General features: G+C 71.5%; 20 protein-coding genes and 1 pseudogene. 5 read left to right on the forward strand and 16 right to left on the reverse strand.

The window, feature by feature from the left end; translation table 11 throughout:
• Window positions 1-15 precede the first annotated feature (15 nt).
• Window positions 16-465 (forward strand): annotated as a pseudogene (locus ABEA77_RS25570) (chorismate synthase); the annotation flags it as partial.
• Between the two features lie 26 nt (window positions 466-491).
• On the opposite strand, the gene ABEA77_RS25575 reads toward ABEA77_RS25570, so the two are convergent.
• The 5 genes from ABEA77_RS25575 to ABEA77_RS25595 form a co-directional block, all read right to left on the reverse strand.
• The gene (locus ABEA77_RS25575; protein ID WP_345652151.1) at window positions 492-1,565 is read right to left on the reverse strand and encodes a glycoside hydrolase family 172 protein; all 1,074 of its coding nucleotides are present in this window, start codon (window positions 1,563-1,565) and stop codon (window positions 492-494) included.
• Window positions 1,566-1,657: 92 nt separating this feature from the next.
• Window positions 1,658-2,443 carry a carbohydrate ABC transporter permease gene (locus ABEA77_RS25580; protein ID WP_345652246.1) on the reverse strand — a complete coding sequence of 262 codons (786 nt, stop codon included), beginning with the start codon at window positions 2,441-2,443 and terminating at the stop codon, window positions 1,658-1,660.
• A gap of 146 nt (window positions 2,444-2,589) precedes the next feature.
• Window positions 2,590-3,537: a carbohydrate ABC transporter permease gene (locus ABEA77_RS25585; RefSeq protein ID WP_345652154.1), complete on the reverse strand. Its 948-nt coding sequence runs from the start codon at window positions 3,535-3,537 to the stop codon at window positions 2,590-2,592.
• A gap of 144 nt (window positions 3,538-3,681) precedes the next feature.
• A complete protein-coding gene (locus ABEA77_RS25590) occupies window positions 3,682-5,034 on the reverse strand; it encodes an ABC transporter substrate-binding protein (RefSeq protein ID WP_345652157.1) in 1,353 nt (450 codons plus the stop codon).
• 114 nt (window positions 5,035-5,148) lie between these two features.
• Window positions 5,149-6,183: a LacI family DNA-binding transcriptional regulator gene (locus ABEA77_RS25595; protein WP_345652160.1), complete on the reverse strand. Its 1,035-nt coding sequence runs from the start codon at window positions 6,181-6,183 to the stop codon at window positions 5,149-5,151.
• Between the two features lie 276 nt (window positions 6,184-6,459).
• Between ABEA77_RS25595 and ABEA77_RS25600 the strand changes: the two genes are divergently transcribed.
• Window positions 6,460-8,331: a sensor histidine kinase gene (locus ABEA77_RS25600; protein ID WP_345652162.1), complete on the forward strand. Its 1,872-nt coding sequence runs from the start codon at window positions 6,460-6,462 to the stop codon at window positions 8,329-8,331.
• Between the two features lie 213 nt (window positions 8,332-8,544).
• On the opposite strand, the gene kdgD is transcribed toward ABEA77_RS25600, so the two are convergent.
• Together kdgD and ABEA77_RS25610 are read right to left on the reverse strand one after the other, a co-directional pair.
• Entirely contained in the window at window positions 8,545-9,474 is a 930-nt protein-coding gene (gene kdgD / locus ABEA77_RS25605) for a 5-dehydro-4-deoxyglucarate dehydratase (protein WP_345652165.1), read from the reverse strand.
• 209 nt (window positions 9,475-9,683) lie between these two features.
• Entirely contained in the window at window positions 9,684-10,859 is a 1,176-nt protein-coding gene (locus ABEA77_RS25610) for an L-talarate/galactarate dehydratase (protein ID WP_425588387.1), read from the reverse strand.
• A gap of 200 nt (window positions 10,860-11,059) precedes the next feature.
• On the opposite strand from ABEA77_RS25610, the gene ABEA77_RS25615 reads away from it, so the two are divergent.
• Entirely contained in the window at window positions 11,060-11,935 is an 876-nt protein-coding gene (locus ABEA77_RS25615; protein WP_345652170.1) for a LysR substrate-binding domain-containing protein, read from the forward strand.
• Window positions 11,936-12,197: 262 nt separating this feature from the next.
• Window positions 12,198-13,481 (forward strand): MFS transporter, encoded by a 1,284-nt coding sequence (locus ABEA77_RS25620; RefSeq protein ID WP_425588388.1) that lies wholly within the window; start codon window positions 12,198-12,200, stop codon window positions 13,479-13,481.
• A gap of 68 nt (window positions 13,482-13,549) precedes the next feature.
• Here the strand turns inward: ABEA77_RS25620 and ABEA77_RS25625 are convergent, their stop codons facing one another.
• From ABEA77_RS25625 to ABEA77_RS25645, 5 genes are all read right to left on the reverse strand, one after another.
• Window positions 13,550-14,260, reverse strand: coding sequence for a response regulator (locus ABEA77_RS25625; RefSeq protein WP_345652176.1), 711 nt, complete (start codon window positions 14,258-14,260; stop codon window positions 13,550-13,552).
• A 118-nt stretch (window positions 14,261-14,378) separates the two neighbouring features.
• A complete protein-coding gene (locus tag ABEA77_RS25630; protein WP_345652179.1) occupies window positions 14,379-15,245 on the reverse strand; it encodes a universal stress protein in 867 nt (288 codons plus the stop codon).
• 37 nt (window positions 15,246-15,282) lie between these two features.
• On the reverse strand, window positions 15,283-15,756 hold the full coding sequence (locus ABEA77_RS25635; protein ID WP_345652182.1) for a universal stress protein: 474 nt from the start codon (window positions 15,754-15,756) through the stop codon (window positions 15,283-15,285).
• 83 nt (window positions 15,757-15,839) lie between these two features.
• Window positions 15,840-16,082, reverse strand: a complete 243-nt coding sequence (locus ABEA77_RS25640) for a DUF397 domain-containing protein (protein ID WP_345652185.1) — start codon at window positions 16,080-16,082, stop codon at window positions 15,840-15,842.
• On the reverse strand, window positions 16,079-16,882 hold the full coding sequence (locus ABEA77_RS25645; RefSeq protein WP_345652188.1) for a helix-turn-helix domain-containing protein: 804 nt from the start codon (window positions 16,880-16,882) through the stop codon (window positions 16,079-16,081). Before ABEA77_RS25645 ends, ABEA77_RS25640 begins: the two co-directional genes overlap by 4 nt.
• 69 nt (window positions 16,883-16,951) lie before the next feature.
• On the opposite strand from ABEA77_RS25645, the gene ABEA77_RS25650 reads away from it, so the two are divergent.
• Window positions 16,952-17,419, forward strand: a complete 468-nt coding sequence (locus ABEA77_RS25650) for an ATP-binding protein (RefSeq protein ID WP_345652190.1) — start codon at window positions 16,952-16,954, stop codon at window positions 17,417-17,419.
• 2 nt (window positions 17,420-17,421) lie between these two features.
• Here ABEA77_RS25650 and ABEA77_RS25655 read toward each other — a convergent pair whose 3' ends face one another.
• The 4 genes from ABEA77_RS25655 to ABEA77_RS25670 form a co-directional block, all read right to left on the reverse strand.
• Window positions 17,422-18,987, reverse strand: a complete 1,566-nt coding sequence (locus ABEA77_RS25655) for a serine/threonine-protein kinase (protein ID WP_345652192.1) — start codon at window positions 18,985-18,987, stop codon at window positions 17,422-17,424.
• A 118-nt stretch (window positions 18,988-19,105) separates the two neighbouring features.
• Complete coding sequence (locus ABEA77_RS25660; RefSeq protein ID WP_345652194.1) at window positions 19,106-19,522, reverse strand: DUF3592 domain-containing protein; 417 nt, start codon at window positions 19,520-19,522, stop codon at window positions 19,106-19,108.
• Between the two features lie 67 nt (window positions 19,523-19,589).
• The gene (locus ABEA77_RS25665) at window positions 19,590-20,057 is read right to left on the reverse strand and encodes a hypothetical protein (protein WP_345652196.1); all 468 of its coding nucleotides are present in this window, start codon (window positions 20,055-20,057) and stop codon (window positions 19,590-19,592) included.
• A gap of 242 nt (window positions 20,058-20,299) precedes the next feature.
• Complete coding sequence (locus tag ABEA77_RS25670) at window positions 20,300-20,917, reverse strand: TetR/AcrR family transcriptional regulator (RefSeq protein WP_345652199.1); 618 nt, start codon at window positions 20,915-20,917, stop codon at window positions 20,300-20,302.
• Between the last annotated feature and the right edge of the window lie 46 nt (window positions 20,918-20,963).

A 20,963-nucleotide genomic window follows, 5' to 3' on the forward strand; every position in this document is an offset into this window, starting at 1 on the left:
GCTGGCTCACTGCGGGCGAGTCCCACGGTCGGGCGCTCGTCGCCACGGTGGAAGGTCTGCCTGGCGTGCGCTCCGGCCGTGGCCGAGCCGACGCCGCCCGAGGTGCCCCGCCACCGTCTCCGTCGTGACCGGCACACCCCGGCGCCGCAGGGTGTCGGGCCGATGCCGGAGGACAGCGGGAGGCTGGACGCCGACCCGGTGCGCTGCCTGGACGCCGACGCGTCGAAGTCGATGCTCGCCGAGATCGACGGTGCTCAGCGGACCGGTGACACTCCGGGCGGCGTGGTCGGGGTGCCGGCCCACGGCGTGCCCGTGGGCCTCGGCTCACACGTGCCCGGGGGCATCGTCGCCGAGGCGATGGCGGCCCTGGTCCTCGCGGACGCCGTGGCGGAGAAGTTCGGTGGCGACAGCGTCCCCGAGGCCCGCCGCGACTGCGGTCCTGTCTCGCCGCGCTGCCGGTGTTGAGGGCGGACCGGCCCGTCTCCCCGCCCTCAGCGCGGCCGGCGGCCCCGGGCGTCGGGGAGCGGGGGGAAGGGGGTGTGGGGGGCGGTCTGGTACCAGTACGCGGTGGTGCAGATGTCGTCGCTGCGCTCGAAGAGGCCGTGGTCCCAGGCGCCGATCTGCTGGAGGGTGACGCGCAGACGCTCGGTGAAGACGACCGGGTCGGGCAGGTGCCAGCGGTAGAGGCCGTGCGTGGGGGGCATGGCGACGGCGAAGGGGGACGCCTTCGTCGTGTCGGTGTGCGCGCTGTGCGGGTAGCCGAAGTACGGGGCGCTGAACGGGATCGGCTGCGGCTCCGGGGTGTGCGCCAGTGCGTTCTGGAAGGCCCACGCGCCGCCCGCGTAGTCCTCAAGGCCCGTGCTGCACAGGGTCGGGTACTCCTCGTCGGCGTCGACGAAGAACTTCACCTCGCCCTCGCCCCACCAGTAGCGTTCGAGCGCGGTGAGGGCGATGTACGTGCCGACGTAGTGGCCGCCGCCCCGTACGCCGTCGAGGATGGTGTGGTCGGTGCCGGGCTCGCCGCCGCGGGTGCGGCGCCACTGGGCGTGGAACGTGGCGAGGCCGGCGGGCAGTTCGTCCCCGACCGTGTAGTCGACCTGGAAGAAGACGTGCTCCAGGTCGCCGGGGTGCTGGCTCTCCAGGGTGAGGCGCGCGCCCTCGCGGAACGGCATGGGGAAGTAGCAGTTCATGCCGCCGGTCGGCGCGACGGTGATCGGCAGGGAGGTGACCTGGGCCCGCGCGCCGAAGCCGTTGCAGAAGAAGTCGCCGAGCGGCACCTCGACCGCCGGGTTCACATCCCCGTCCCAGTGGGCCCGCAGCACCAGGTCGCGCAGGACGAAGGGGCCCGCGGGCGTGGTGTCGGCGACGGTGATCCAGATGTGCCTGATCACGCCGGGGCCCTCGATCTCGGCGAGCGTCAGGGTCTCGCCCGCGGGCAGCGGCAGGTACGCGCGGCCCTTGCGGCCGGGCCCGAGCGGCGATGCCTCCCGCGCCGCGGCGCCCGGGGCGCCGGTCGGGTTCTCTGCGTTGATCGACCGGCTGCGTACCGCGGTCGGGGCGGACATCAGACGGTTCCAGGAGACGTACACGGGGCTCGCTTTCGTGGTGCGGTGACGCGTGCAGTGCGCGTGATGCGTGCGTCGGGGTCTTGGGGGCCTTACTTCATCGCGCCCGCCGTCACCCCCCGGGTGAGCGTGCGCTGGAAGAGGAGGAAGAAGAGGAGGGTGGGCAGCAGCGAGAGCAGCGACCCGGCGTTGAGTTCGGTGATGTCGATCGTGTTCTGGCCCTTGAGCGTGGACAGCGCGATGGGCACGGTCTGCGAGCCGGGGTCGGTGAGCATCACCATGGGGATGTAGAACTCGTTCCACGTCCAGATGAAGAAGAAGACGAGCAGCACGCTGAGGGTGGGCCGCATCGCGGGCAGCACGATCCGCCACAGGATGCGGAAGCGGCCCGCGCCGTCCAGGGCCGCCGCCTCCAGCACGGAGCGCGGGAACGTCGAGAGCAGCGACGACAGCAGGTAGGTGCCGTACGCGCCCTGGAGCACGGTGAAGACGATCACCACGGACCAGATGGTGTTGCGCAGGCCGAGCGCCTGCGCGCCGCTGAACAGCGGGTAGAGCAGCGCCTCCTGGGGCAGCATCGTGGCGAACAGCAGCACGCCGGTGATCGCGGTCCTGCCCCGGATGCGGCCGATCCCGATGGCGTAGGCGGCGAGCAGGCCCACGGCGACGCCGAAGACCGCGACGAGCCCCGAGATCAGGACGGAGTTGACGAGCGCGGCGGGGTAGTCGACGTCGGCGATGTACGTGGACCAGGCGCCGAAGGAGAGCGAGGTGGGCCAGGAGAGCGGCCCGCCCCGCGCGTAACCCGCCTCGGTCTTCACCGAGTTGAGGATCAGCAGCAGGAACGGCGAGGCGACAAGCAGCGCCGCGAGCGACATCGCGGCGAGCACGAACCAGCGAGCGGGGCCCTGTTTGCGCCCGGTGCGGAAGCGCTCGGACCTGAACCGGTGCGGCCTCGGGCCCGGTGCCCGGCCGGCCGCGCGCGGCGGCGCGGCCTGGGCGGTGCCCGGGGTGACGGGGGCGGTCATGCTTCGTCCCTTCGCGCGGCGCGGCGCTGCCAGGCCAGCAGCAGCGTCGCCACCACCAGGATGAGCACGCTCATCACGGTCGCGATGGCGGCGCCGTAGCCGACGCGGGAGTACTCGAAGAAGTTGAGATAGGAGTAGTACGAGGGCACGTACGTGGAGTTCTGCGGCCCGCCCTGCGTGAGGATGAGGACCGGCGCGAACACCTTCAGCGCGCCGACCGTGGCGGTGAGCACCACGACGAAGACCTCGGGGCGGATCTGCGGCAGCGTGACGGCGAAGAACCGCCGCCACCAGCCCGCGCCGTCCACCTCCGCGGCCTCGTGGAGTTCGGGGTCGATCCGCTGGAGGGCCGCCATGAAGATCAGCACCGGGTAGCCGATCTGGAGCCAGACGAGCACCAGCATCACGGAGTAGACGGCGATGTGCGGGTCGCCGAGCCAGTCCGGGGTGTCGTGCGCGCCGAGCGCGCGCAGCACGGCGTTGACCGCGCCGTCGCGCTGGGCGAGTATCCAGCTCCAGAGCACGCCCGCGACGGCGATGGGCAGGATCTGCGGCAGGTAGAAGGTGGCGCGCAGCACGCTGACCACGCGGTCGCCGAAGCGCCGCCCGAGGTAGTCGAAGAGTACGGCCGCGATGACGAGCCCGATGACGGTGGGCACGACGACGACCGCGACGACCATGTAGACGCTGTTCTCGAAGGAGCGCCAGAAGGTCGCGTCGGTGAACAGGTCGCGGTAGTTGCCGAGACCGACGAAGTGCATCGGGGCGGCGCCGCCGAGCCAGGAGAACAGGCTGGTGACGACGTTGGCGACGAACGGCGCGAGCACGATGCCCGCGAAGCCGACCGCCATGGGAAGGACGTACCACCAGTAGCCGGAAGGCCCGCGGCGCGGCCGGGGCCTGGGCCGCGGGGGCGGCGCGGTGGTGTCGGGGAGGGTTGCCACGGTGGTTCTCCTGGGGGTGGGGCGTGTGAGGTGGATGGGGCCGGGGGCGGCAGGGCCGCGGGGTACGGAGGGGGCGCGGGAAGGTACAGAGGTGGGCGCGGTACACGGGGCGGGGGCCGGGCCCCCGGACGAGGAACCGGCCCGTCAGCGACCGAGCCGGGCCCGCCCGTCGTCGTAGAAGGCCTGGAGGTCGTGGTCGAAGCGGCTCGCGGAGACGTTTCCGCTCGCCAGGCCCTGGAGTTCGCTCTCCAGGAATTCGAGCAGCCCCGTGACCGGGTAGTCGGGGAAGTAGGCGAAGGCGTCGCGCTTCTTCAACGCGTCGAACTGCGCGGTGAAGCGCCGGGTGCGGGGGTCGGTGATGACGGCCGGGTCGGAGCGCAGCGGCAGCCCGCCCTCGCGGCCCACCGTGTCCTGCGCGGGCTTGGCGAGCACGTCGGTGATGAAGTCGTACGCGAGGTCCTTGTGGCGCGCCCGCGCGGGGACGCTGAGCAGCTGTCCTGTGAGGCCCTCGGTGAGCTGCGCGCCGGGGAAGGCGAAGGTGCCCCAGTCGAAGTCCGCGCTCTGGCCCACGGTGGAGAACACCGGTGAGTTGTCGGCCATGAGGGGGTACTTGCCCGCGAGGAACGCCGTCTCCATCTGGTTCTGTGTGAGCCCGCCGAGCTTCGTGCCGAGGTATCCGGCGCGCAGCCAGCGCACCAGCTCGCGGCCGGCCGTCGACCACGGCGGCTTGGTGAAGTCGGTGCGGCCGCGCAGGAACAGGTAGTTGTCGACCTGAGCGCGGTCGGCGTGCGCGACGACGAACTGGTACCACAGCTGGAGCAGGCCGAACTCGCCCGCGTTGCTGGAGATCGGGACCTGCCCCTTGGCCGTGAAGGCGCGCAGCGCGCTCATCAGCGAGGCGGTGTCGCGCGGTACGGGGACCCCGGCCTTCGCGAACAGGTCCTTGTTGTAGAAGAAGGTGAACTGCTGTCCCGAGGTGGGGACGCCGAACCACCGGCCGGAACCGGCGATGCCGTCCTTGTCGTAGCGCGCGAGGTTCTGCATCGAGCCGGTGACGACGTCGTCCCAGCCGCGGGCGCGCACCTGCGGGGTGAGGTCGGTGAGCAGTCCCTGCGCGGCGAGCTGCCCGCCGTCCGAGCTGCCCTTGTTGATCTCCATGACGTCGGGTACGTCGTCGCCGGTGAGCAGCATCTTGGCGTTCCTGCGGATGGAGTCGAAGCCCTGGGTGACGACCTCGACGCGGATGCCGGGGTGGTCGCGCTCGAAGACGCGTACCGCGGTCCGGAATCCGTCGTACGCTGCCGAGCCCTTGGTCTCGAACTGCCAGACGGTCAGCGTGTGGTCGTCCCCGCCGCGGCCGAGCCCGAGGCTGCCGCGCAGGTCGCTGCCGACGCCGCCGCAGCCGCCGAGCGTGAGGGCGGCGAGCGCCGTGAGCGCCGTGGCGAGGGCGCCGTGCCGCAGGGTGCGCCGGCGGGACGCGGTGCGCCTGGTGAACATCGTTGTTCCTCGTTCCTCTTGCAGGTGCCGGGCGTGTACGGGCCGGGCGCGGGGCGGGGCTTGTACGGGCCGGGCGCGGGGCCGGTGTCGGGGAGTCGGCGGGCCGGCCTGGGTTCAGCGCGTGTCCGGCGGCGGCGCCACCGAGTCGCGTTCGACCAGCGGGCAGGGCATGAGGTGGCCCTCGGGCGGCGCGTCGGCCGCCTCGCCCGTGATGCGCCGCAGCGCGCGGTGCGCCGCCCACGCGCCCATGGCGCCGTGCGGCAGCTGTACGGTCGTGAGCCCGGGGCTGAGCGCGTCGGCCACGTACTCCTGGTTGTCGAAGCCGACGACGGAGAGGTCGCGCGGCACGTCGAGGCCGCGGGCCCGCGCCGCCTGGTAGAAGCCCATGGCGATCTGGTCGCCGAAGCAGAAGACGGCGGTGGGGCGGTCGGGCCGGTCGAGCAGGCGCGCGGCCGGGGCGTCGGCGGCCCTGGTGTTCGCGTCCTCGGCCGCGGCCACGAGCGTCGGGTCGAGCGGGAGGCCGGCCGCGCGCAGCGCCTCCTCGTACCCCTGCCGCCTGAGCCGGGCGGCGACCGGATACGACGGCACGGTGCAGAACCCGATGCGCCGGTGCCCGGCCGCCACCAGCCGCGCGACCCCGGCGCGGGCGCCGGCCGCCTCGTCGGGCACGACGAAGTCGGCGCGGCTCGCCGGGTCGGAGGGGCGCCCGTCGAGGACGACGACGGGCACGCTGCGGGGCACTTCCGGCAGGTCCACGAGGCGGTGGTACGTGGTCGCGAAGACCAGCGCCTCGATGTTGCGCTGGAGCAGGGAGCGCACGGCGGGCCGCTGGAGCTCGTCGTTGCCCGCGGTGTCGATGAGCAGCAGGAGGTAGCCCTCGTCCCAGGCGGCCTGCTGGGCGCCGGCCAGCATGTGGCCGGAGAACGGGACGGTCGCGACGCGGTCGGAGACCAGCCCGATGGTGTGGGTCTGCCCCTTCTTCAGGCTGCGGGCGAGCTGGTTGGGCACGTAGCCGAGCTCACTCGCGGTGCGGCGGATCCGGGCGGCGGTGTCCGCGTTGACACGCCCCTCGTCGCGGTCGTTGAGCACGAGGGAGACGGTGGAGATGGACACACCGACATGGCCTGCTATGTCGCGGAGTGTGAGCATGTCGCACCATTTCGGTCAGTCAATCCTTGGACGGGTGGCGTCAAACGATTGATGACGGTAGGAACGTCAAACGTCTTGACGCAAGGGGTCGTCCGCGACGGGTTACCGTGGGCGGCCGGACGGCGGTTCCGCGACCGCCATGGGCGAGGCGTGGACGGTGGTCCTGTGAGCGCAGTGAGACGCCGTGCGGACGGCGGGTCCGGGGACGGGACGCCGGGCAGACCCGGGGGCGGATCCGGGTACGGGGCCCGGAGCGGGCCCTCGGGCGGATCCGGCGTGGGGTCCGCGAGCGGATCGGGACCCGGCACGGGGCTCCCGCGCGGATCCGGCGGCCGGCCCCCGGCCGGGCCCAGTGATGACCACCGCAGCCCCGCGGGAGCGGAGAACGGCGGCGACAAGCCCGCGGCGGAGGACAGCGGCCGCAGATCCGCGGAGGCGGAGAACAGCGACCGCGCACCCGCGCCGGAGGACAGCGGCGCCGGGCCCGCGGCGGGCAGGGCGCGGCGCGCGGCCCGCCGGAGCGGCGACGCCACGCCGCTGCCGAGTCAGGAGCTGCTCGACGCGGTGCTGGCCGTGGGCAAGGGGCTCGAACTCCCCCGCGTGCTGCACCAGATCGTCGAGGCGGCCGTGGACCTGGTGAACGCGGAGTACGGCGCGCTCGGCGTCATCGGCGAGGACCAGCGGCTCTCCGAGTTCGTGCCCGTGGGGCTCACCACGGGGCAGTACGCGGCGATCGGGCCGCTCCCCGAGGGTCACGGGCTGCTCGGCGAGCTGATCCGCCACCCGCGCACCCTCCGCCTCAGCGACCTCGCCGGGCACCCGTCCGCGACGGGCTTCCCGCCGCATCACCCGCCGATGCGCTCGTTCCTCGGCGTGCCGGTCAAGGTGCGCGGCGAGGTCTTCGGCAACCTCTACCTCACCGAGAAGCGCGGGCCCGGCGGCTTCACCCAGGAGGACGAGACCCTGCTCTCGACGCTCGCGGACGCCGCGGGCATCGCCATCGACAACGCCAGGCTCTACGAGCGCAGCCGCTCCCAGCGCAGCTGGATGGAGGCGAACGCGGAGATCGTCGCGGAACTGCTCTCGGGCGCCGACGACACCGCCGTGCTCGGGCTGATGCTGGAGCGCGCCAGGACGATCCTCGACGCGGACCTCGGGTCCGTGGCGCTGCCGGTGGCGGACTCCGACGACCTGCATGTCGCGCTGGCCTCGGGGCTCGACGCGGAGGAACACCAGGGGCTCGTGCTGCCCGTGCGCGACTCCTTCATGGGCGCCGCGGTCGGCGCCCCGGCCCCGGTGACCAGCACCGACGTCGAGCACGACGCCAGGGCGACGGAGGGCCCGCCCCGCTGGTCGGGGCTCGGGCCCGCCGTCGCGGTCCCGCTGGGCACGGGCGACTCGCCACGCGGGGTGATCCTGCTCGCCCGCAGGGCGCGCCGCGCCCCCTTCACCCGGCTGGAGACCGAGCCGCTGATGGCGTTCGCCGGGCAGGCGACGCTGGCGATGGAGCTGGCCGAGCGGCGCAGGGAGGCCGAGCAGCTGGCGCTGCTGCGGGACCGCGACCGGATCGCGAGGGACCTCCACGACCTCGCGATCCAGCGGCTGTTCGCGACGGGCATGACCGTGCAGAGCGCTCTGCGCTTCGTCGACCACCCGGAGGCCGCCGACCGGCTGGTGCGGGCCGTGGACGACCTGGACGAGACCGTCAAGATCATCCGTTCGACCATCTTCAGCCTGCGCTCGCGCGACCCGGCACGGCGGACGGGGCTGCGGGCCCGCACGGTCGCCCTGGTCGAACAGTCCGCCGCGTCTCTCGGCTTCCGCCCCTCGCTGCGCATGGAGGGCCTGATCGACACCGACGTGGCGGGCGGGGTCGCGGACGACGTCGTCGCCGTCCTGGGCGAGGCGCTGACCAACGTCGCCCGGCACGCCCACGCCTCCTCGGTCGACGTCTCCCTGGTCGTCCGCGCGAACACGCTCACCCTCACCGTCAGGGACGACGGCGCCGGCATCGTGGGCAGGGGCCGCCGCGGCGGCCTGCGCAACCTCGCGGAGCGCGCGGAGGAGCTGCACGGCGACCTGAGCGTGGACACCGCGCCGGGCAAGGGGACCTGCCTGGTCTGGCGGGTGCCGGCCCGGCCGGAGTGACGGAGGTGGTCAGCAGGTGGCGGATCTCCTGGTGGTCGAGGAGATCGGCTCGCTGCTGCGCACAGGGGTGGCGCGGGCCGGCTGGGAGCGGGGAGACGAGGGGCCGGCGTCGCCGCGCACCGTGCGCCTGCGGCCTCACCGGGGCCCGGATCAGCGGACACGTTCGAACCCCCTTCGCGCCGCTGCGAGGTGGTGTGGGGTGCCGCGGAGGCCTCAGACAAGCGGCCCCGGCAGCCCCTTGATGAGCGCTGCCAGTTCGGCGAGCTCGCCCTCGGTCAGGTCGGTCAGCGGCGGGCGGACAGGTCCGGCGCTGTGGCCGGTGGCGGTCATGCCTGCCTTGACGATGCTGACGGCGTATCCCTGGTGCCGGTTGCGTATCTCGGTGTACGGCAGTACGAAGTCGCCGAGCAGCTTGATGACGGTGTCCCGGCGGTGGTCGCGGACCGCCGCGTAGAACTCAAGGGCGAAGTCGGGCAGGAAGTTGAAGATCGCCGACGAGTAGGTGGTGACGCCGAGTTCGAGGTAGGGCAGGGCGAAGGTCTCGGCGGTGGGCAGGCCGCCGATGTAGGTGAGGCGGTCGCCGAGACGGGTGTGGATGCGGGTCATGGCGTCGATGTCGCCGATGCCGTCCTTGTATCCGATGAGGTTGGGGCAGCGCTCGGCGACGGTGGCGAGGGTGTCGGCGCTGTAGGTGGCGTTGGCGCGGCCGTACACCACGACGCCGAGGACGGTGGCCTTGCAGACGGCCTCGACGTGCTGGGCGAGACCGGCCTGGCCCGCCTCGGTGAGGTAGGGCGGGAACAGCAGGATGCCGTCCGCGCCCGCGCGTTCGGCGGCCTGCGCGTATGCGACGGCGGTACGGGTGCCGTAACCGGCCGGCGCGAGGATCGGGGTGTCGTCCGGAGCGGCCTGCACGGCGGCCGCGACGACCTGTTCGGTCTCGGCCGCGGTCAGCGAGAAGAACTCGCCGGTGCCGCCCGCGGCGAAGAGGCCGCCGACCTCGTACGTCGACAGGCGTTCGATGTTGGCCCGGTAGGCGGCCTCGTCGAAGGAGAGGTCATCCGCGGTGAAGTGCGTGACGGGGAAGGAGAGCAGCCCCGAGCCGATGCGCAGGCCGAGTTCGGTGGGGGTGAAGGAGGTCATGGGTGGTCTGCTCCGGTGAGACGGGGACGTGGTTCCCGACGCTACGAGCCGCCAGCCATGCCCGTCCAACACCGTTTTGGCATCCGTGAATACCTTTGCAGCATGGAGCGGTGTGTTCCGGTGGCTCCCCGCGTCGCTCAGGAGACCGGCGCGGGCCTCGCGCTGTCCGTCGGCGGGACCCGCGCCGGGGCTGGGGGCGGGGGAAAACGTCAGGGACGCGTTCCGACCTCGTGGGTGGCGACCGTCCAGGCGCGCGCCTGCTCGCTGAGGGAGACGCCGAGGCCGGGAAGGGAAGAGACCTGCATCCGGCCGTCGCGGATGGTCAGCCGCTCGTTGAACAGCGGCTCCAGCCAGTCGAAGTGCTCCACCCACGGCTCGATCGGGTAGGCGGCGGCGAGGTGGAGGTGAATCTCCATCGCGAAGTGCGGGGCCAGTTGCAGGTTGTTGTGCTCGGCCAGCGCGGTCAGCTTGAGGAACTGGGTGATGCCGCCGATGCGCGGGGCGTCGGGCTGGATGACGTCCGCCGCGCCGTGCCGTATGAGCTCGTAGTGCTCCGCCACACTGGCCAGCATCTCGCCGGTGGCGACGGGGGTGTCGAGCGAGGCGGCGAGCGCGGCGTGGCCCTGCGCGTCGTACGCGTCGAGCGGCTCCTCGATCCAGACGAGGCCGAACTCCTCCAGGGCGCGGCCCATGCGCTGCGCGGTGGGCCGGTCCCACTGCTGGTTGGCGTCGACCATCAGCGGGACGTCGTCGCCGATGTGCTCGCGGACGGCGCTGAGGCGGCGCAGGTCCTGCCGGGTGTCCGGGTGGCCGACCTTGATCTTGATGCCGCCGATGCCGCTGGCGATCGAGGCGGTGGCGTTGTCCAGCACCTCGCCGGTGGGGGTGTGCAGGAAACCGCCGGAGGTGTTGTAGCAGCGGACCGAGTCGCGGTGGGCGCCGAGCAGCTTGGCGAGCGGCAGCCCGGCCCGCTTGGCCTTCAGGTCCCACAGGGCGATGTCGAGCGCGGCGATGGCCTGCGTGGCGACCCCGCTGCGCCCGACGGAGGCACCGGCCCACACCAGCTTCGTCCACAGGCGGCCGATGTCGCTCGGGTCCTCGCCGATCAGGTTGTCGACGACTTCCTTCGCGTGGGCGAACTGGGCCGGTCCGCCCGCCCGCTTGGAATAGCTGAAGCCGATGCCCTCGTGCCCCTGCGCGGTCGCGACCTCGGCGAACAGGAACGCGACCTCGGTCATCGGCTTCTGCCGCCCGGTCAGCACCTTGGCGTCACTGATCGGCGTGGGCAGCGGGAGCGTGACGGAGGAGAGCTTGATCCAGGCGAGGGTGTCGAGCGTGGCCTCACCGTGCTGCACGGAGGCCGAGGCGCTGCGGGTCGTGGTCACCACTGGTTGTCCCTTGGGTGAGGAGGAGAAGGGGGACGCCGCGCGGCTCTGCGGGTGGCACCCCGCGGCAGGCGGCGCCGGAGGCGCGTCCCGCGAGGGGCGGACAGCTCCGGGGAGGCGAGGCCTCCGCCTGACGCTAAGGTCGCCTTTGATCCACGTCAAACATAGTTTTTGAATGATTCAATACCTGGAGGGCATCGTTGTTCACGCTCGCCCAGCTCACCAGCTTCATCGCGGTCGCCGAGGAACTCCACTTCACCCGGGCCGCCGAGCGACTCCGGATGACGCAGCCGCCGCTCAGCCGGCAGATCCAGCTTCTTGAGCACGAGTTGGGCGTCCAGCTCCTCAACCGCACGAACCGCGCGGTCCGCCTGACCCCGGCCGGGCGGGCCTTCCTCAACGAGGCCCGCGGCATCCTGCGCCAGGCCGAGACGGCCGCGCTCGCGGTCAAGCAGGTCTCACGGGGCGAGGCCGGGGCCATCGCCGTCGGATTCACGGCCGCCAGCGCCTACGCGGCCCTCGGCACCCTGCTGGAGGTCGCGGGCTCCGTGATGCCGCGCACCGAGATCGTCCTGCGCGAGCAGGTCACCAGGGACCAGTTGGAGGCCGTCACGGAGGGTGCGCTCGACCTCGGCATGGTCCGCCCGTCCAGCATCGGCCCCGAGCTGGCCGTGCGGCCGATGGTCCGCGAGAGCCTGCTGGCCGCCGTGCCGACCGGGCATCCCCTTGCCGAGGGGGACACGGCGCTGCCGGTCAGCGCATTCGACGGGCAGAAGATGCTCATGTACTCGCCGGTGGAGGCACGGTACTTCCACGAACTGCTGGTCAGCATCTTCCGTGCGGAGCGGGTGGCGCCGCACTTCACGCAGTACCTCAGCCAGGTGCACAGCCTGCTGGCCATGGTCAACGCGGGCTGGGGCATCGCGTTCGTCCCCGAGGCCGCGGCGCAGATGCGGTTCCCCGGCGTCGTGTTCCGGGCCCTCGACATCGCCGGGCCGGCACCGGTCGAGCTCCAGCTCGTATGGCGCAGAACCAATGACAACCCCGCCCTGCGCGCCCTCCTCCGACATCTGTGACATCCGCCCGCTACCCGGACGACACTCTCCCGTCATGCGAGAAAGGTATTGCAGCCTACAAAAATCAATGTGGACGGGGATCGGAAGCGACCCTACGGTCAACTCCAGCCACGGGTGCTGTGGCTCAGACCACACGCGGCGACGATGCCGCCACTCCCAGGTCCAGGAGGCCCCCGACATGACAGCCCTCGACCGACAGGACGAACCGGCCAAAACGGTTGCCCCCAGTAGCGCGGGCCGTCTCCGGTACGTGGTTCTGGCGATGCTCTTCGTCGTCACGACCGTCAACTACGCCGACCGGTCGACGCTTTCGATCGCCGGCGACGCGATGCAGAGCGACCTCGGCATCAGCTCGGGCGAGTTGGGCGTGCTGTTCTCCGCGTTCTCGTGGTCCTACCTCATCGCCCAGCTCCCGGGCGGCTGGCTGCTCGACCGCTTCGGCTCCAAGAAGGTCTACGGCCTCGCCATCTTCCTGTGGTCCTTGTTCACGATGGCGCAGGGCGCGATCGGGTTCTTCAGCGGCGCCGCGGTGGTGCTGATGTTCATCCTGCGGTTCGCCGTCGGCTTCGCCGAGGCTCCCTCGTTCCCCGGCAACTCCCGCATCGTGGCCGCCTGGTTCCCCACGAGGGAACGGGGCTTCGCCTCCGCGCTGTTCAACTCCGCCCAGTACTTCGCCACCGTCGCCTTCGCCCCACTCATGGGCTGGCTGGTCACCGCGCTCGGATGGGAGCACGTCTTCACCGTGATCGGAGGCGTCGGCGTCGTCCTCGCCCTGGTGTGGACCCGGGTCATCCACTCGCCGCGCACCCACCCGCGCATGGGGCGGGCCGAGCTCGACCACATCACCGAGGGCGGAGCACTCGTCGACCTGGACGCCCCTGGCTCCCCCTCCAGCGGGAGCGGCCGGCTGAGGCACCTCAAGACCCTGCTGACCAACCGGAACATGCTCGGCATCTTCATCGGCCAGTACTTCATCAACACCATCACCTGGTTCTTCCTCACCTGGTTCCCGGTCTACCTGGTGCAGGAGCGCGGCATGAGCATCCTGGAGGCGGGCTTCGTCGCGTCGCTGCCCGCGCTGTGCGGCTTCACCGGCGGCGTCCTCGGCGGCTACCTCTCCGACCTGCTCATCCGGCGCGGCGTCGGCCTGACCGCGGCCCGCAAGATACCGATCGTCGTCGGCCTGCTGCTGTCGACGAGCATCATCATCTGCAACTACGTCACCACGTCCGCGCTCGTCGTCCTCATCATGTCCCTCGCCTTCTTCGGCAAGGGCCTGGGCGCCCTCGGCTGGGCCGTCATGGCGGACGTGGCGCCCAAGACGGCCTCGGGTCTCGCCGGAGGCGTCTTCAACGCCTTCGGAGCGGTCGCGGGCATCGTCACGCCGCTCGTCGTCGGCTACATCATCGACGCGACCGGCTCCTTCGACCTGGCCCTCGCCTTCGTCAGCGTCTGCGCGGCCCTGGCGGTCCTGAGCTACACCGTCATCGTCAAGGACATCAGGCGCCTGCATCTGGACGACGAGCCGGCACCCGGCGCGGCCTGACCCGCTCCGCCACCCCGCCGGTGCGGATCCTCCCCTGGGGGTTCCGCTGCCGGCACCGTCCCCGACGCTTACGCCCGCTTCTCCACCCGCGTGGCGAGCATCGCGGCCTGGATGCGCCGCTCGACGCCGAGCTTGGCGAGCAGCCTGGAGATGTTGTTCTTGACGGTCTTCTCCGAGAGGAACAGCCGCTTGCCGATCTGCGCGTTGGTCAGCCCCTCCCCGATCAGGTCGAGGATCTCGCGCTCCCTGGGCGTCAGCGCGTCGAGCGCGTCGGGCTCCGCGGGAGCCTCCTGGCCCCCGCCGCGCAGGCTGCTCATCAGGCGCGCCGTGGTCGACGGGTCGAGCATCGACTTCCCGGAGGCGACCGTGCGCACGGCGGAGAGCAGGTCGGAGCCCTTGATGTCCTTGAGCACATAGCCCGCGGCGCCGGCCATGATCGCGTCGAGGAGCGCGTCGTCGTCGTCGAACGAGGTCAGCATCAGGCAGGCGAGGTCCGGCATCTTCGAGCGCAGCTCGCGGCAGACCGAGACGCCGTCGCCGTCCGGCAGCCGCACGTCGAGCACCGCGACGTCGGGGCGGAGCGCGGGCCCCCTGCCGAGGGCCTCGGCCATCGTGGTGGCCTCGCCGACCACCCGCAGGTCGTCCTCGGCGTCCAGCAGGTCCCGCAGCCCCCGCCTGACGACCTCGTGGTCGTCGAGCAGGAACACCCGCACGGGCTCCTCCCGTGACGCGCCCGGTCCTTCGGACCTCCGCGCACCGCTCGTGTCCCGCTGCTCCATCGTCGGCCTCCTGCCGCAGGGTGCGCGGACCCCGCGCGCCGCCTTCATCGTGCGTCCGGGCCCGCGGGGCCCGCCAGGGCCGTACGGGCCCACCGGCGGGACCGTACCGGCCCGGGTCTCAGGCGTGCGGTACGACGACGACCGGGCACGCCGCGTGGTGCATCACCCCGTGGTCCACGGCGCCCAGGTGCGGCCCGGGGCCGTGCGCCCTGATGCGGCGGCCGATCACGCACAGCGAGGCGCCGCGCGCCGCATCGAGCACCACAGGGGCCGCGTGGCCCGGCTCGGCGACCGGGCGCACGTCGATGTCGGGGTTCTTGCCCTGCCACGGGCGGAGCGCGTCGAGCAGCCGCTCGTACCGCTCCGCGAACAGGTCGGGCGTCGTCGCCGCGAGGCTCTCGCCCGGCGCGATGCCGTAGGGGGCGGGCACCGGGTAGGCGTGCACCACGGTCAGCCCGCAGTCCCGCGCACGCGCCGCCTCGAAGGCGTACGCGAACAGGGCGTCCGTGCCGTGGCCGAGGTCGACCCCGAGCACCACGTCCCGCGGGTCGGAGCCGTCGGGCACCGGCGAGTCGGCCCGTACGAGCGCGACCGGGCACGGCGCGGCGGCCACCACGCTCAGGGCCACGGACCCGACGAGGAAGCCCGCGACCGCGCCGAGCCCGCGCGAGCCGAGCACCAGCAGGTCCGCCTCGCGGGCCGCGCCGAGCAGGACCTCCGCCGCCGAGCCCGGCTGCTGCTCGGCGGCCACGTCGAGGCCGGGGAACCGCGCCTCGGCACGCCGTACGGCCTCCCGCAGGACGCTCCGACCCCAGTCGCGCCTGCTGTCGGCCGTGTGCGGCGAAGCGTGCGGACTGGGCGCGGCGGACCAGACGTGCAGGACGCGCAGCGCCTGCCGCCGCACGACCGCCTCGCCCGCCGCCCACTCCACCGCGGACAGGCTCTCCGGGGACCCGTCGACGCCGACCGTCACGGAACGCGCCATGATCCGTCCACCTCCTGGGCTCGTCAGGACCCGCCCCTCACTCCGAGGTGTGCGGGACCTTGCCGCGGATGATCACGACGGGGCACTCGGCGTGCGAGGCGCAGTGCTGGCCCACGGAGCCGAGCAGCGCACCGGTGAACCCGCCGTGCCCGCGGCTGCCCACGACCAGCAGCTCCGCGCCGCGCGACGCCTCGATCAGCACACTGGCGGCGTTGCCGAACTGCACGGATGTGCTGACCTCGACACCGGCCCTCGACCCCACGGCCTCCTCGACGCTCTCGTCCAGTGTCTGCTTGGCCCACTCCTCGAACTGCCCGTCCACGACGCCGGTGCTCCAGCCCGTCACCGGGAACTCCCAGGTGATGATGGCCTCGACCACTCCCCCGGTGATCTTCGCCTGGGCCACGGCCCATTTCAGGGCCTCCTTCGAGGTATCCGAACCGTCCACACCGACGACAACACGGTGATCCTGCGGTGACGTGCTCACCTGCTCCACCTCCTGGCTGACCATGTCTCCAGGGTGACGGAGGGAGTGCGCGGGCGGCAGGGCCGGTCGGCCCCCCGAAGGGGGCCGACCGGGCCGCGCCGCGCCGCTCAGCCGCGCCGCGCGAAGGCCACGAAGTCCGACCACGAGGCCGCGCGCAGGGCGAGCTGCCCGCCCTCGACCTGCTTCGAGTCGCGCACGTGTACGACGCCGGGGCAGGCTGCGACCTCGACGCACTCGCCACCGCCCGTGCTGCTGTACGTCGACTTGCGCCAGTCGAGGGCGACTTCGAGGCAGTTGCCGCCCGCGCTGTTGCTGTAGGTGGACTTGAACCAGGCCAGCCCGGTGTTCATAGCTCCTCCGCCAACTTCCTGATGAAATGGGCCGACTCATCCGGAGCGAGGGCCCGCCGCAGGATCATGGCATGACGCTGAGCAACGGTGAAAACCTGATTCGGATCCGCATACAGGACACCCGTCACCTGTCCTTCCTCGTAAACCAGTTGGTCATGGTCCTGCGTCTCCAACAGGGCGATGGGGCCATCGAGCCCCGGGTGGGGACCGCGCGCAGGGAGCACCTGGATCGCCACATTGCGCTGTTGTCCGATCTCCAGCAGGTACTCAAGCTGACGCCCGTGCTCGTCAGGGGGAAGCAGCGGGTAGCGCAGAGCGCCCTCAGCGATGACGAAGCTGAACGACCGCGTGAGCTTGGCAAGCAGCTTCTGCCTGTCCAAGCGACCCTCGATCCTCGCCTTGATCGTCTCATCGTCAAGCGGTGGCCAGTGATTGCCGAGCAACGCGCGCATCGTCGCTTCGGTCTGCAACAAGCCAGGAATCAGCAACGGTTCGTACGAGGACACGGCGATGGCCTCGGCCTCGTAGCGGACGAAGTCCTCCGCATACGAGACGTACTTCTCGGGCTGCAAATACTCCTGCGCAGCCAGAAGTAACCCACCCGCGCCGAACAACTCGTCCGCGACACGCAGCAGATGCAGCGTAGGGCGGCGGCGGCCTGTTTCCATCGACTTGACGTACTCGTACGAGCAGTTCGCCTCCGCGGCCAGTTTGTCGCGGGTCATGCCGGTGCGTTCGCGCCAGCGCTTGATCTGGTTGCCGCAGTACCGCCATGCCATGGGCGGCGGGGCGTTCTCCATGGGTACAACCACCCTCCGTACACAGGTCGTGACTGCTCCAGTCTGGCGTATTTCGGCAGCCTGCGGCTCATGAATCACGAGGTCGAGTGGCACTTCAACCGTAGTCCGCGCAGCGTCGCGCGCGCCCGGTCGTTGCTCTCCGTACAGGCGATGGAATGGAAAATCCCGGGCGAAATGGCCGAAACGTCGGTGTTGTTGTTGAGCGAACTGGTCACCAACACCCTGCGGCACGCCGGTTGTGCGCCGGGGCGCGAGATCTGGACCCGTGTGCTTCTGGACGGGCCGGTGGAGGGCGGGGGGCGGTTGCGCGTGGAGGTGTCGGACGCGTGCGACGCGCTGCCCCGCGTACGGCATCCGGCCTCGGACGAGGAGACGGGCCGCGGCCTCGCCCTCGTGGAGGCGCTCGCGCACCGCTGGGGCGCGGAGCCACGCGCGTGCGGCATCGGAAAGACGGTGTGGTTCGAGCTCGCCCCCGCGCCGGGACGGCCGGACGGTTTCGCCAGGCCAAGGCCTGCGGGGTCGGAGCCCGCGCCATAACGTCATCTGCGGGTCCAGGTCAGTCCGCCCCCGCTGTGGTCGGTCACCCTGCGCAGGGTGCCGTCCGACAGGAGCGTGAGTGTGCTGGACTCCCCCCGCGGGCAGTCGGCGGCCGGCTCGGCGACGATGGCGGCGGTCGGGCCGAAACGCACTGCATCACTGGAGTCCGGCGTTTCGCCCAGACTGCCGACGAATTCGCAGTGGTAGGTGCCGCCGCCGTCCTTTCGGGGGCCGTCGGTGACGAGGTGGAGGACCGTGTCGCCCACGTCCCCCTGACGGATGGTCATCAGCCGGGGATTCGGTCCGCCGTTCTTCCGGACGCTGGTGGTCCATGTGCCGAGGAACGCCGCCGGTACCACGCCGTCCCCCGGCCTGGCGCCTGCCGGAGGCGTCGCGGTGTCCGAGGGCGCACCGCCGGTGCGGTGGCCGTCCTCACCCCCCGTCAGGGTGGAGATCACGCCTCCTGCGCTCAGCGCCACGATCAGGGAGATGATCAGCATCGCGTAGCGCCCGCGCCGGGGAGAGGCGGGTTCCGCGTCCAAGGGCGCCGCCGGGGTGGGAGGCACCCCCGCGACCGGGGTCGCCTCCGGGGCCGACGCCTGCCCCGGAGGTGGGTCACGAGGGGGCGCAGGCTCCGGGGGCTGCGGATCCTCCGCGTTCAGAAGACTCACCGCGTGCCGGCCCAACTGGGCGACCAGGGGGGCGGGCAGCCACGGCTCCTTCGAGCCGGCGTCGGCGACCGTGTCCCGCGCGCCTGCACGGCGCAGCACCTCCCCGGGGCTCGGACGCGCCGCAGGGTTCTTGTCCAAGCAGGCCCTGATGAGGTGCGCGAGGGACTCAGGCACACCCTCCAGATCGGGCTCCTCGTACGCGATGCGGTACATGAGCACGTGGAAATCGGTCTGGGCCGTGCCCGTGCCGAAGGGCACCTTGCCGGTGGCGGCATAGGCGAGAACCGAACCGAGGCAGAAGATGTCGCAGGCAGGCGTGATCCGATCGCCGCGCACCTGCTCCGGCGCCATGAAACCCGGCGAACCGACGAGCGCGCCTGTCCGCGTGACGCGTCCGTCGGTCCCCGCGTCCAGGGCCCGTGCGATGCCGAAGTCGATGACCATGGGCCCGTCAAGGGTGACCAGGACGTTGGACGGCTTGAGATCACGGTGGACGAGCCCGGTGCCGTGGATGTCCCGCAGGGCATGGGCGAGGCCGGCGGCGAGCGCGCGTACCGAGCGCTCCGGCAGGGGGCCGTGGTCGCGCCCGACGACCTGCCGGAGGCTGGGGCCTGCGACATAGCCGGTGGCAACCCACGGCACGGCAGCCTCCGTGTCCGCATCCAGCACCGGCGCCGTCCAGCGTCCGCCGACCCGCCGCGCCGCCTCCACCTCGTACCTGAACCGTGCCCGGAACTCCTCCTGCACGGCCAGTTCCTCGCGCACCAGCTTGACGGCGACCGTACGCCCCCGGTCCGAGCGGGCGAGGTAGACGTCACCCATGCCGCCCGTGCCCAGCCGCCCCAGTAGTCGGTACCCGCCGATCCGCCTCGGCTCTGTGGCCCCGAGCCCCTGCATGTCGCGCCGCCCCCTGCCCGTGAGTCCGCGTGAACGACACAGCGAGAGTACTGCGGCACGTTCGCGCCGCAGCGTGAACAGGCCCACGGTCCAGCGCCCACGGTCCAGCGCCCACTGGTCAACGGCCGTGCGGGGTCCCCGAGCTGGTCCAGATCCCCGAATACACGAAAAACCCGACAAGGAAAAGCCAGGCCCCGGCAAAGAGAAGCAACCCGACTGCGAGAATCTTCCTCCCGGTGAGATCGATCCGCGCGACATCCGGTTCGGCGGGAGAATAGCGCACAGGAACTTCACCGCCCACGGGAAGTTTCCCGATTCCCGACGATCGGGACTGGAATGTATGCGTGATACCCCACGCATCGACGAATTCGACCACCGCGAAGGGTTCGCTGCCACCCCGAACGGAACTGCTGTTGTGGCGGACCACTAATCCCCTGGCACGCGCCCCGTCGCGTGTGAGGCGGCGCTGGACGAAAGCCTCGCGGATTCCGCTGCAGAAAATGATGAAACCGACTGCCATCTCTATCAAAGACACCGCTGTCTCCCTACCCGTGCCATGGACAGTTCTTCGGAGAGCTCATGTCGCAGGAGTGGAGGGCGCGTCACCTACGGGCGGGGCGCTGACCGGTGATCTTCAGATTGTCGACATGCCAGACGCCCACCCCCTCGGAGGTCAGCGTGCAGGTGTAGCCCTTGCGGACCTTGACACCGGGGGATGTGTGGTCGTAAGCGACACCGGTGACCCGGTACTGCCTGGTGTCGCTGTTAACCGTGGTCGTCGCGTGGCCGTCCTCGTGCTCGGCAGGGAACTCGGCCTCCAGAGGCGACGCGAACCTGCCGCTGACGACGAACTCGCAGAATTTCTCGGCATCCGAGTCGGTCGCTCCGCCACCGCTCCCGCCACCGCTCCCGCCTCCGCTGTCGGTGGCACTGCTGCCTGCGCTCCTGCCTCCGCCGTTGCTTCCGTGCCCGCCGCTGCTTTTACTGCTGCTTTTTCCGCTGCACGCGGTGAGCGCGGCGAGCGCGGCGACGAGCAGGAGTACACCGAGGCCGATCGTGATCGTACGCACAGGATCCTCCAAGACGTAGAGGCTGCCGAGGTTCCATCATTGGCGATCGCGGGTCTGCAAGGAAAGCGCTATGACGTTCTCGTGACATGCCTGTACCTCCGGTGTGGCCTAAGCGTACAGAACAAGCCGCGGGACGTTATCGGAAAAGACTTCGCAGCTCGGGGCCGGACGAATCGACGTATGAAAATGAGCCATATCCCATCCGGCTCGACGCGGCGGCCGGGAGCCGCGCCGCCCCGGTCTCAGCGCGGGGCCGCGGCGCGCACCAGGGGCAGGAAGAGTTCGTCGACGATCTGCCGGAGCCGGGCGGGGGACGGCGGTTCCAGGTCCATCAGCAGGTCGTGGCGCACCAGGTCGAACGGCAGGTCGAGCACCGCGGCGGAGATCCGCTCCAGGTCGATCTCCCCGCGCTCGTGGGCGCGCCGGTAGAGGGCCCGCCCGTGCGGCAGCAGCTGATCGCCCATGACCTTCTCCCGGACCTGCGCCGGGGTCAGGTCCGCGTCGCCGACCGCGAGGCCCGCGAAGGAGGCGGCCGCCGCGATGGCGAAGAGGGCGGCGCGGGCCTCGCCCACGGCCGCCAGATAGGCGAGCAGGTCACCGCGGAGGGTGCCGGTGTCGGACAGCTCGACCGGGTGGATGCGGCGGTAGTGCTCGATCGCGGCGAACACCAGCTCGTCCTTGTTGGCCCAGCGGCGGTAGAGCACGGCCTCGCTGGTGGCGGCGCGCACCGCGACGGACTCCATGGTCAGGCGGGCGTAACCGGCCTCGACCAGCTCGTCCCACGCGGCGCCGAGGAGCGCGGACTCCAGCTCCTTGCCGCGCCTGCGGCGGCGGACGGGTTCTGACGCATCGGTGACCACACCCCCCACCGTAGAAAGGTTTGCCTTTCTTATCAACCCACGCCTA

The organism is Streptomyces tremellae, assembly GCF_039540215.1.
Taxonomy (GTDB): domain Bacteria; phylum Actinomycetota; class Actinomycetes; order Streptomycetales; family Streptomycetaceae; genus Streptomyces; species Streptomyces tremellae.

What these genes read in the sequence shown, in the direction of transcription:
- ABEA77_RS25635 (WP_345652182.1), bottom strand. Translation starts at nt 15,756, where the DNA reads ATGGTCAGCCAGGAGGTGGAGCAGGTGAGCACGTCACCGCAGGATCAC.
- ABEA77_RS25590 (WP_345652157.1), bottom strand. Translation starts at nt 5,034, where the DNA reads ATGTTCACCAGGCGCACCGCGTCCCGCCGGCGCACCCTGCGGCACGGC.
- ABEA77_RS25650 (WP_345652190.1), top strand. Translation starts at nt 16,952, where the DNA reads ATGAATCACGAGGTCGAGTGGCACTTCAACCGTAGTCCGCGCAGCGTC.
- ABEA77_RS25630 (WP_345652179.1), bottom strand. Translation starts at nt 15,245, where the DNA reads ATGGCGCGTTCCGTGACGGTCGGCGTCGACGGGTCCCCGGAGAGCCTG.
- kdgD (WP_345652165.1), bottom strand. Translation starts at nt 9,474, where the DNA reads ATGACCTCCTTCACCCCCACCGAACTCGGCCTGCGCATCGGCTCGGGG.
- ABEA77_RS25655 (WP_345652192.1), bottom strand. Translation starts at nt 18,987, where the DNA reads ATGCAGGGGCTCGGGGCCACAGAGCCGAGGCGGATCGGCGGGTACCGA.
- ABEA77_RS25640 (WP_345652185.1), bottom strand. Translation starts at nt 16,082, where the DNA reads ATGAACACCGGGCTGGCCTGGTTCAAGTCCACCTACAGCAACAGCGCG.
- ABEA77_RS25580 (WP_345652246.1), bottom strand. Translation starts at nt 2,443, where the DNA reads ATGTCGCTCGCGGCGCTGCTTGTCGCCTCGCCGTTCCTGCTGCTGATC.
- ABEA77_RS25575 (WP_345652151.1), bottom strand. Translation starts at nt 1,565, where the DNA reads ATGTCCGCCCCGACCGCGGTACGCAGCCGGTCGATCAACGCAGAGAAC.
- ABEA77_RS25595 (WP_345652160.1), bottom strand. Translation starts at nt 6,183, where the DNA reads ATGCTCACACTCCGCGACATAGCAGGCCATGTCGGTGTGTCCATCTCC.
- ABEA77_RS25645 (WP_345652188.1), bottom strand. Translation starts at nt 16,882, where the DNA reads ATGGAGAACGCCCCGCCGCCCATGGCATGGCGGTACTGCGGCAACCAG.
- ABEA77_RS25625 (WP_345652176.1), bottom strand. Translation starts at nt 14,260, where the DNA reads ATGGAGCAGCGGGACACGAGCGGTGCGCGGAGGTCCGAAGGACCGGGC.
- ABEA77_RS25620 (WP_425588388.1), top strand. Translation starts at nt 12,198, where the DNA reads ATGCTCTTCGTCGTCACGACCGTCAACTACGCCGACCGGTCGACGCTT.